Origin of the sequence: uncultured Paracoccus sp. (assembly GCF_947487305.1) — a bacterium.
Lineage (GTDB): Bacteria > Pseudomonadota > Alphaproteobacteria > Rhodobacterales > Rhodobacteraceae > Paracoccus.
On sequence record NZ_CANKWH010000043.1, the window covers coordinates 1 to 9459 of the forward strand.

Annotated in this window: 9 protein-coding genes and 1 pseudogene; 8 read left to right on the forward strand and 2 right to left on the reverse strand. The window is 59.2% G+C overall.

All coding sequences use genetic code 11. The annotated features are described in order from the left end of the window. Positions 1-78: 78 nt before the first annotated feature. The 8 genes and pseudogenes from Q1A36_RS20735 to Q1A36_RS20770 all read left to right on the forward strand — a co-directional run. A pseudogene (locus Q1A36_RS20735) lies at positions 79-510 on the forward strand (hypothetical protein); the annotation flags it as partial. Between the two features lie 95 nt (positions 511-605). Then, positions 606-926 (forward strand): H-NS histone family protein, encoded by a 321-nt coding sequence (locus Q1A36_RS20740; RefSeq protein WP_299847955.1) that lies wholly within the window; start codon positions 606-608, stop codon positions 924-926. Positions 927-1082: 156 nt separating this feature from the next. Beyond that, positions 1083-1970 carry a site-specific integrase gene (locus tag Q1A36_RS20745; RefSeq protein ID WP_299847957.1) on the forward strand — a complete coding sequence of 296 codons (888 nt, stop codon included), beginning with the start codon at positions 1083-1085 and terminating at the stop codon, positions 1968-1970. Between the two features lie 12 nt (positions 1971-1982). After that, positions 1983-3182: an IS91 family transposase gene (locus Q1A36_RS20750; protein ID WP_299847959.1), complete on the forward strand. Its 1200-nt coding sequence runs from the start codon at positions 1983-1985 to the stop codon at positions 3180-3182. A 561-nt stretch (positions 3183-3743) separates the two neighbouring features. Beyond that, complete coding sequence (locus Q1A36_RS20755) at positions 3744-4112, forward strand: transposase (RefSeq protein ID WP_299847961.1); 369 nt, start codon at positions 3744-3746, stop codon at positions 4110-4112. Further along, positions 4109-4456, forward strand: a complete 348-nt coding sequence (gene tnpB, locus Q1A36_RS20760; protein WP_075777488.1) for an IS66 family insertion sequence element accessory protein TnpB — start codon at positions 4109-4111, stop codon at positions 4454-4456. The genes Q1A36_RS20755 and tnpB overlap by 4 nt, the downstream gene beginning before the upstream one ends. Positions 4457-4518: 62 nt before the next feature. Next, entirely contained in the window at positions 4519-6114 is a 1596-nt protein-coding gene (locus Q1A36_RS20765) for an IS66 family transposase (RefSeq protein ID WP_299847968.1), read from the forward strand. Continuing rightward, positions 6114-6452 (forward strand): YnfA family protein, encoded by a 339-nt coding sequence (locus Q1A36_RS20770; RefSeq protein ID WP_255329119.1) that lies wholly within the window; start codon positions 6114-6116, stop codon positions 6450-6452. The genes Q1A36_RS20765 and Q1A36_RS20770 overlap by 1 nt, the downstream gene beginning before the upstream one ends. A gap of 244 nt (positions 6453-6696) precedes the next feature. On the opposite strand, the gene Q1A36_RS20775 is transcribed toward Q1A36_RS20770, so the two are convergent. Continuing rightward, positions 6697-8274 (reverse strand): DUF262 domain-containing protein, encoded by a 1578-nt coding sequence (locus Q1A36_RS20775; RefSeq protein WP_299847973.1) that lies wholly within the window; start codon positions 8272-8274, stop codon positions 6697-6699. A 6-nt stretch (positions 8275-8280) separates the two neighbouring features. Next, entirely contained in the window at positions 8281-9087 is an 807-nt protein-coding gene (locus Q1A36_RS20780) for a hypothetical protein (RefSeq protein WP_299847974.1), read from the reverse strand. Positions 9088-9459 lie beyond the last annotated feature (372 nt).

Genomic DNA, 9459 nt, shown 5'->3' on the forward strand with positions numbered 1-9459 from the left:
ATGACCCGACAAACATAATCTCAAGGTGGGTCAATTCTCGATGGAAAACCCGGGTCAGTTCTGGGTGGAAATCAACACGCGGGCGGTTGGCTGGATCTGATGGCGCAGGCTGCCGATCTGCACCCGATCAGCCGTGCCTGCATGGGCTTTCACATTTGGAGCTTGGCCGGTCTCGGGCAGCAAGGAGACCGGATGGAAGCGGCTGTCACGGCAGCGCGGATTGCGGCCAGCGAGGGCAGGGGAGCGATATTTGCCCCTCTCGCCATGGGCGGGGCAGGTGGGCAGCGCGCCGGTGGCACAGCCGCTGACCGACTGGTGCGATGGCTCGACGGGATGGAGACGGCAAGCCGGACCGCGATGCGGCACCTCGACGACATCGAGGCTTGGTCAGCGCGGGCCGAAACCGAGATGGCCCCGCTCTCGGGCAGAACACCCCCAGCTTTGCGCGCCGTGCTGACCGAATGGCCGCTGGTCTCCGCCCCGATGGCCGAGTCACAGACGGGCGCCAACAGCCTTTGCCACCCCTGCCCTTGCCTTGCGGGAGTTGCGGCCCCCTGTCGCGACGGGCTATCGATATCGGGACATTCAGGACACGGACCGCATCAATGGCTGATTACGATCTCGAGGCACTGTCGCTCGGCGAGCTGAAGAAAATGCAGAAGGACGTCGCCAAGGCGATTTCCACCTATGAGGATCGACAGAAGGCGGAAGCCCGCGCCAAGGTGGAAGCTCTCGCCCGGGACCTCGGCTATTCTCTGACCGAACTTGTCGGTACCGAGACGAAATCTTCCCGTGCACCGGCAGCGGCGAATTACCGGCACCCTGAAAACCCAGCACTCACCTGGTCGGGTCGGGGACGTAAACCGCAGTGGTTCGTGGAGGCGTTGGCTGCTGGGAAAACGGCGAGTGACTTAGCCATCAGCTGAAAGATTGACCTACGCGATCGGCCCATGGACGAAGCCGCTCCCGCGGCAATGGCGCGTGTGGTGGAGGTTGCGCGCTCATCTGACCGTTGTGCATTTGGGAATGGACGATCCTGCCTGACGATTGGGGCCTTCTCAATCATCAGACAGGAGGCTTCCATGACAGAGGAGAGAGTAAGCCCGCTTCGTCAGCGGATGATCGAAGACATGCGCATCCGCGGGATGGGCGACAAGGCACAGAAGTCGCACATCCGGGCCATCAGGGATTTCGCGTGTTTTCTCGGGCGATCACCCGATACGGCGACGCCGGAGGATCTGCGCGCCTATCAGCTCCACATGACCGACACCGGGGTCACGCCATCGACGTTCAACGTGCGGATCGTGGCGCTTCGGTTCTTTTTCGGCATGACCTGCGGGCGGGAGGAGATGAAGCGCTACATGCAATTCCGCACCGAACCGCGGAAGTTGCCCGTGGTGTTCAGCGTCGAAGAAGTGTCCGACATCCTGATGGCGGCGCCGGGGCCGGGCCTGAAGTATCGCGCCGCGCTCAGCATTTCCTATGGCGCAGGGCTCCGGGCCGCCGAGGTCTGCAACCTCAAGATCGGCGACATCGACAGTGATCGAATGCTGATCCATGTCGAGCAGGGCAAGGGCCAGAAGGACCGCAAGGTGATGCTGTCGCCAGGCCTGCTGAACCTTCTGCGCGACTGGTGGCGCGAGGCCCGGCCGGAGGGTTGGCTGTTTCCCGGCAAGCCCAAGATCAACCCGATCTCGCCGCGCCAACTGAACCGCGCCTTCACCTCGGCCAAGCATATGGCCGGGGTCAAGAAGCCCGCCACCTTGCACACGTTGCGCCACAGCTTCGCGACGCATCTGCTCGAAGCCAACACCGATGTGCGCGTGATCCAGGTGCTGCTCGGGCATGCCAAGCTGACGACCACCGCCCGATATACCCACGTGGCCACCAAGACGATCCGTGACACCGTCAGTCCCTACGAGATGCTGGCCAAGTTGCAGGATCAGACAGTGAAGCGAAGCCTGGAGTGATCGGGCGCCGGGGTGTCCCGGCCATTGCTGGAACTGGCTGACATCTTTCGTGCCCATGGCCCTGCGTGGCGGCAGGTCAATGCGGGGCATGTCAGCTTGATCCAGCTGAAGGTGATGTCGGCCATCGAAGCCTGCCGGACCGAGGCGCTCGGCGGGCATGTGGCGGGATGTGCCAAATGCGGCCACCAGCACATCGCCTACAATTCCTGCAAGAACCGGCATTGCCCCAAGTGCCAGGGGCCGGCGGCGCGGGACTGGATGGCGGCCCGTGCCGAGGACCTGCTCCCGGTCGAGTATTTCCACGTCGTCTTCACCCTTCCGGCCGAGATCGCGCAGGTCGCGTTCTGGAACAAGAAGGCGGTGTATGACCTGCTGTTCCGTGCTTCGGCCGAAACGGTCATGAACATCGCGGCCGACCCCAAGCGCATGGGCGCACGGGTTGGCATGACCAGCGTGCTGCACAGCTGGGGCTCGGCGCTGACGCATCATCCCCACATCCACATGATCGTCCCGGGCGGCGGACTGTCGCCCGACGGCGCCAGGTGGGTCGCCTGCCGTCCCGGTTTCTTCCTGCATGTGCGGGTTCTGTCGCGGCTGTTCCGACGCCTGTTTCTAGATGGGCTGATGCATCTGCACCGGGCCGGTCAATTGGCGTTCTTCGGCGATCTCGCCGAACTGGCCAGCGCGGACACCTTCACCGCTTGGCTCGCCCCGTTCCGCAAATCCGAATGGGTGGTCTATGCCAAACCGCCCTTCGGCGGACCCGAGGCCGTGCTGGCCTATCTGAGCCGATACACGCACAGGGTCGCGATCTCCAACACCCGCCTGGTCAGCGCGGATGCCGATACCGTGGCGTTCCGCTGGAAGGATTACAGGATCAAGCGCGGCGATCGGCAAAAGGTCATGCGGCTGGCCACGCCGGAGTTCATTCGCAGGTTCCTGATCCACGTCCTGCCCGATGGCTTCCACCGCATCAGGCATTACGGCCTGCCGGCCAGCTCGGCCCGCAAGGCCAACATCACCAAAATCCGCGCCTTGCTCTGCGTCCAGCAGTCTGAACAGGTCGCCGTTCCGGAGCCAGAGCTTGAGATCACCCCGCACACCCTGCGCGCACCATGCCCCTGTTGCGGCGGTCCCATGCGGATCATCGAGATCTTCAGGCGGGGACAGAAACCGATATCGCGTGCACCACCCAGGGAGCAGGCAGCATGACATATCGCCCGTCATCCGTCACGAAACAGCACCGGCTACACTCCGCAGACCCGGTCCGAACAGCGCGTGCTCGTCTACTTCCAACCCGGCACAAGGCGGCAGTATGTCCAGAGCGCACCGCCTTGTTGGGAGCATCAGCCGGATTTGAGACCGTATCCGGCACCAGTCTCGCCATCAGCCGCGCCCCGGATGCAGCCGCCGCCGCGACCGTTCGCGCATTTTCTCCATAGCCTGATCCAAGACCCCCGCGGCTTCCACCTTGGGAGGTTTCCCAACGCGGGTCGTGGTCGCGCCAATGAGCAGCGTTCCAACGCGACCCGCATCGGAAAACCCTCACCATTGCAGACGGTCGACCTGAGCAATGCTGCTTTGCAGCATTCCCGGAAGCGGATGTTCAACTGTCACCGCAGCAAACGGTTTGCAGCTGCGCGCTCCGGGCAACATGCTAAGATGCAGCAGATTCGTAACCGCCCGATTGAGGCCGCCTGCCTGACGAAGGCAGGGTGAGCTAAGACACGTGCATAAAGACGTAGTTATGCACGTGTCTTAGTGGGAGAGGCCATGCTGGGCGAGGTTCTGGGCGTTGAGCGGCGCCGGCGGTGGAGTGATGACGAGAAGCTCGAGATCGTGCTCGAGGTGGGTGTTGGCGGGGCCTCGGTCACGCAGGTTGCCCAACGGCACGAGCTCACGCGGTCGCAGATCTATGGCTGGCGTCGTGACCTGAAGAAGAAGGGGCTTTGGTCGCCGGATCTGGGCGCGGTTTTTCTGCCGGTCGATTTCGGACCGCATTCCGAACCCGCACAATCCCCTGCACCCTCTCGGCCTGTTCTTGTGGAACTGCGGCTTTCCAATGGTCGTTGCCTTCGTTTCGACAGCAGCATGGATGGCGAGGCGCTGACCCGGCTGATCCGTGCGGTGGAAGCGGCATGATCGGTCCGGGCACCGGCGTTCGCGTCTACTTGGCATGCGGCGCAACGGACATGCGGAAGGGAATTGCCGGCCTTTCGGCCCTGGCTCAGGACGTGTTGCGCCAGAAGCCAACCAGCGGTGCGGTTTTTGCCTTCCGGGGGCGCAAGGGGGATCGTCTGAAGCTGCTCTACTGGGATGGCCAAGGCTTCTGCCTCTACTACAAGGTTCTCGAGCGCGGGCGCTTTCCCTGGCCGAACACCGAGGCCGGGGTAGCGCGGCTGACCTCCGCCCAGCTGGCGATGCTGTGGGAGGGGATAGACTGGCGGCGACCGGACTGGGGCGCACCGCCCGCCCGGGTCGGGTAGATTATCCGTTTGAATCTTCTTGTTTTATTGGCCTCACATGCCTGCGCATGGTATCAGTCACCATGTCCGATGATGCCGACATTCTCTCTGACGACCCCGCGGTCCTGAAGGCGATGATCGCTGCGCTTCAGGCAGAGAATGCGCGCATGTCGGCCACGCTCCAGGCCCACGAGCAACTGGTTCAGGCCCTTCGCCTGCGGATCGCCAAGTTGCAGAAGCAGGCCTTCGGCAAGTCCTCGGAAAAGATTGAGCGCGAGATCGCCCAGCTGGAGCTGGCGCTGGAGGATCTGCTGGTCGCAGCCGCCGAACAGCGCGACGGGCCGGTCGAAGATGATGAGCCAGCCGCGGTCGATGCTCCTGCTGCCGGGGCGAAGCCCCGCCGACGTCCGCGCGTCTCGGACGCAACACCTCGCGAACGCCGGGAGCTCGACCCTGGCTCCTGTTGCCCCGATTGTGGGGGAGACCTGCGAGTGGTGGGCGAGGACGTCAGCGAGCTCCTCGACCTGGTCGCGGCGCAGATGAGGGTCATTCAGATTGCGCGGGTGAAGAAGTCCTGCCGCCGGTGTGAGAAGATGGTGCAGCCTGCGGCCCCGAGCCGTCCGATCCCCGGCAGCATGGCCGGGCCGGGGCTGCTGGCCCAAATCCTCGTCTCGAAGTTCGATGACCATCTTCCATTGTATCGTCAGCACGAGATCTACGCCCGCATGGGCGCCGACATCCCTGACAGCACGCTTCTGGATTGGTGCGGGCGCGCCATGAAGGTGCTCGCCCCCGTCATCGAGCGGATCGAGGCCGAGGTGATGGCCGCGCCGGTGCTACATGCAGATGACACCCCGATCCGCGTGCTGGACCGGTCACGTCGGGACCGCGGTCTCGGCAAGGGTGTCAAACAAGGCCGGGTCTGGGCCTATGTCTCTGACCAGCGACCTTGGGCCGGCACGGCGCCACCCGGCGTCGTCTACCGCTTCTCCCCGGATCGGAAGGGGGAGCATCCTCAGCGCCACCTGCACGGCAGCGGCGGCATCCTCCAGGCGGATGCCTATGCCGGCTTCAACCCGCTCTACGCAGCGCGTCCGGATGGCAGCAGCCAGTTCCGAGAAGCAGCATGCTGGGCGCACTTGCGTCGCGACTTCCACGATGTCTGGGAGGGCACGAAGTCCGAAATAGCGCGGGAGGCCCTCGACCGGATCGGCAAGATCTACGATGTCGAGCGCGAGATCGCCGGTCAGTCCGCCGAACTGCGACGGGCCGCGCGCCTGGCTCACTCGCGCCCCATGGTGGTTGCCTTCAAGACCTGGGCCGAGGCCCAGCTGCTGCGCATTCCGGGTAAGAGCGATCTCGCCAAGGCCATCCGCTACGGCCTCAGCCGCTGGCCATCCTTCGAGCTCTTCCTCGAAGACGGCCGTGTCGGCATCGACAACAACCCGGCCGAGCGCGCCATGAGCCCGATCGGCATCGGGCGGAAGAACTGGCTCTTCGCGGGCTCCGATAGCGGTGGCGAAACGCTGGCCCGGGCCATGACGCTCATCGAAACCGCCAAGATGAACGGGCTCGATCCGCAGGCCTGGCTCGCCGACATCCTCGACCGCATCCATGATCACAAGATCAACCGGCTCGACGAACTGCTGCCGTGGCAGTGGAGCACAGCTCGCCCATGATGAGCGTCTTCGTCTCTATCGGCATGTATGCGCTGGCTGCTCTCGCCGAGATCGCGGGATGCTTCGCGTTCTGGGCCTGGCTGCGGCTTGACCGCTCTGCCCTCTGGCTTATCCCGGGCGCCATCTCCCTCGCCCTGTTCGCATACTTGCTGACGCGGGTTGAGGTCGAGTTTGCCGGTCGCGCATATGCAGCCTACGGCGGCATATACATCGCAGCATCTATCGCCTGGCTCTGGGCCGTAGAGGGGCAAATCCCGACCCGATGGGATATCATCGGCGCAGTCCTTTGTCTGACCGGCATGGCGATCATCTTGGTCGCCCCGATGCTTCAGAAGTAACCTGCGGTCTCTATCGGGCGGCTACGCAGATTCACAGGCTCGCCGGTCTCTCGCGGTACGCCGCGCGAGCCGATGAGGTTGACCCAAACCTGCTGCTCTTAAACTGCCCGCAGGCCTCGGCACGGTCACTTCGAAGCGGCCATCAACTATCCTTGCGTCAATTCTCACCGACGACCCGAAGCATGCAATTGGCAGAGCTAGAAAGCGGCCTAAGCTTGCGACGAATTTCACAGCACATCGTTGGTCAACTAGTAACTGACAAGCAATACTCAAATATGTATGCTGCCCTCTTAGACAGAAACGATGTGTGATCGCCCTGTGCGAGCGCCACCGCTGCCTCGCTTGAGATAAGTTGGCTCTCCAAATCCTCGAGGCGACCAGCCTCGAGAGCGTCAACTATGATCTTCTGTATATTCAAAGAAGAGGTATCGTGACTAAGACTCAGCAAAATAGAATTGCTAAATAGCTTGGATGAGAAAATTGAAGCATTAAGCGCAGCAGCTGCCTCATCCTTACTTAGAATGCTCGCGAACTGTGAGGTCGAGCTGCTCGAAAGATATTCGGTACTAGGGATTTCTACACCTGTTATTAGATCTTTTGCCCTAGTTCGTGCAAGCACCATTCGGAATGAGTTGGTGAGTGCGGCGCCACCTCGTAGCGGCCTCATAAGAAAATCTCTAGCGCTAAAAGATGCTTGCACTTGTGCAGCAAACGTCGCTTCGCGACGTGGTTCTGCCCAGTCTGAAAGTAGCCTCGATACGTAGGTGTCCGGCTTGCCCTGAAGTTGTTCGTTAAGGCCGCAGGCCCAGAACCATTTCTTAAAATTCTCGCTAAGCCCCTCGATCGTTCCCCGATTAGTCAACATGAATGCCAACAGAATTTGCCCCTGATAGGATACTACGTCAGGAGAGCTTATGCGAAAATTATGATACAAGTAATCAGCTGTCGCCCTCAAAACGTTAGGCAAGGCATCGAATGCAGCGTGGAGATCGTTCTCGTCTTGATTCCGAAGCTCCACCAATGACTCGGAAGAAATGCTTACCCCCATCATGATCGCGATGCACTTAACAATTGTGTCGCTATCTAGTGACCAGTTGAACTCATTCAGTTCTGCGGTTACATCACTCAATCTCTGCGACAAGTCGAAGGTGCTAGACCAGGTAATAGCTCGCATGAAGTCGACCGAGTTTAGCCTCGTTCCTGTGGAATTAACACGTTCAAAGATACCGACAACTCTGTCAACTTCAGCGCTCTGTATGGTGACAGTAGGAATCATGTACTCTTGGAAAGCGGCTTGAAGCTTGAGCACAGTCTCGAGCAGTGCATCGCCATCTGGCTCTGAGGCTAGACGGGATTGCAGTTCGAGTAACTTCTTTGGAACGAACAAACTCGCAAGCGGAACGGAGAACTGCCCTCGCTGGGGCGCGGCATCCAAGTGATGGAACCTGAACTGTCGAAGGTCGTATCCCACATTAAGCTTTTCAATAGAGTTACCTTGCGAGTAATTGAATACTCCAAATAGAGTCGTCAGCCGCTGCATTCCGTCCAGAACATAATTCAGAGGGAAGCTATCCTGAACATCAGGAAATGATGTCAGCTCTCTAGGCGCCACATCAAGGACCTTCTTATCTACGCGCCAAAGAAGAAGACTGCCAATGGGATAGCTCTCATAAACACTATCTAGTAAGCTTAAAATCTGCTTCTCCGTCCAAACGTAATCCCTCTGGAAGGCTGGTATTTTTATTTCACCACTGGCAATCTGGCGAAATATAGTGACCAAATGAATAACAGAAGGCTGGGGTGCGCTGATACGATTTGACATCTGATTCTAATTTTCCTCGCCGGGTTGCTTGTCTTCTTGAAGCGCTGCCTTCTTGAGCGGCAAGACGGAGTTGCGAAATTCCAAAATCACCCCCTCAAGTAAGTGCAGGCCATGACTTATGTAATAGGGGCGAAACTCATTGGAATCTACTTTCCACCGCCACCCGGGCGATGGCTTGTCACCAAGACGAACAGCCTCATACTGAATATGTGTAAGGGATCCGATTACTTCAGCCAATTGCGTTGTGAACTGAAGCTCAACGAATACTTGTGCCGGGCCAGCCCCAGCAAAATCGTCGATTGGTTGCTTGTAGTAAAAATGCCAAGCGTGATATCCTAAGCCTGTGGTGATATCGCGATAATTACACTCGACTCCTAAGGATTCACAGGTTTTTTTTAGCCTTTCGCAGATAAACTCTGGCCCATCCATGTACTTGCAAATAAATCGCGTGCGAAATACATCATCTAGGACAGAATGGAAGTTTTCTAGCGTAGGCAGCACATCACCTTTTCTCCTTGGGCGTATGCAGTTCAGCCTGTATATCTTATTTAGAATACTTTTTAGAGGCTTGTGATTCAATGTTGCCGAAGACGGATCTGTTAGGAAAAGCATATCTGGCTGTACGTATACATCCTGAAGTGCGGATAGCGAGCGCAATATGTCATTGAATATATTTGCTTTGATTTCGCTGGTTAAACCATTCATATAGGTTTCATAGTAGCTTTCAGATAGAAAGAGCTTTTCCTTGCAGCCCTCAAGGAGCAGCTTGCAGTACTCTTCATAGGTCGGCTTTGGCTCTTCCGTCAAAGTCACTCCCAATCTAAAATAGGAAAAATTAACGCACTCTAGAGATGTGGCGCGTTGTTTTCAAGGATGTTTCAGCCCTTTCAATTTTACAGACCATCCTCATCCCCAAAGCATACTGAAGAAGCTTATCACAGGTTTCGCCACCTTGGTTGAACGGTCCACTCGCAGCGCAAATACTGCAATTTTATGCCAATATCGGCCCTACCGCGATGCCGCAGCGCCGATAGGCGGCTCCTTGCTGTTGCCGCGGCGGCCTTTCTGCACCGAAGTGAGCCCCCTCCGCCTCTCAGGTGATTTCAACCTAGTGTTCTGAGTCTGACGCCTCTTACCTGTTGCCCCTGATTTCATCGAGGGCGTTGAGGGCGCGGCGTTCGCGGG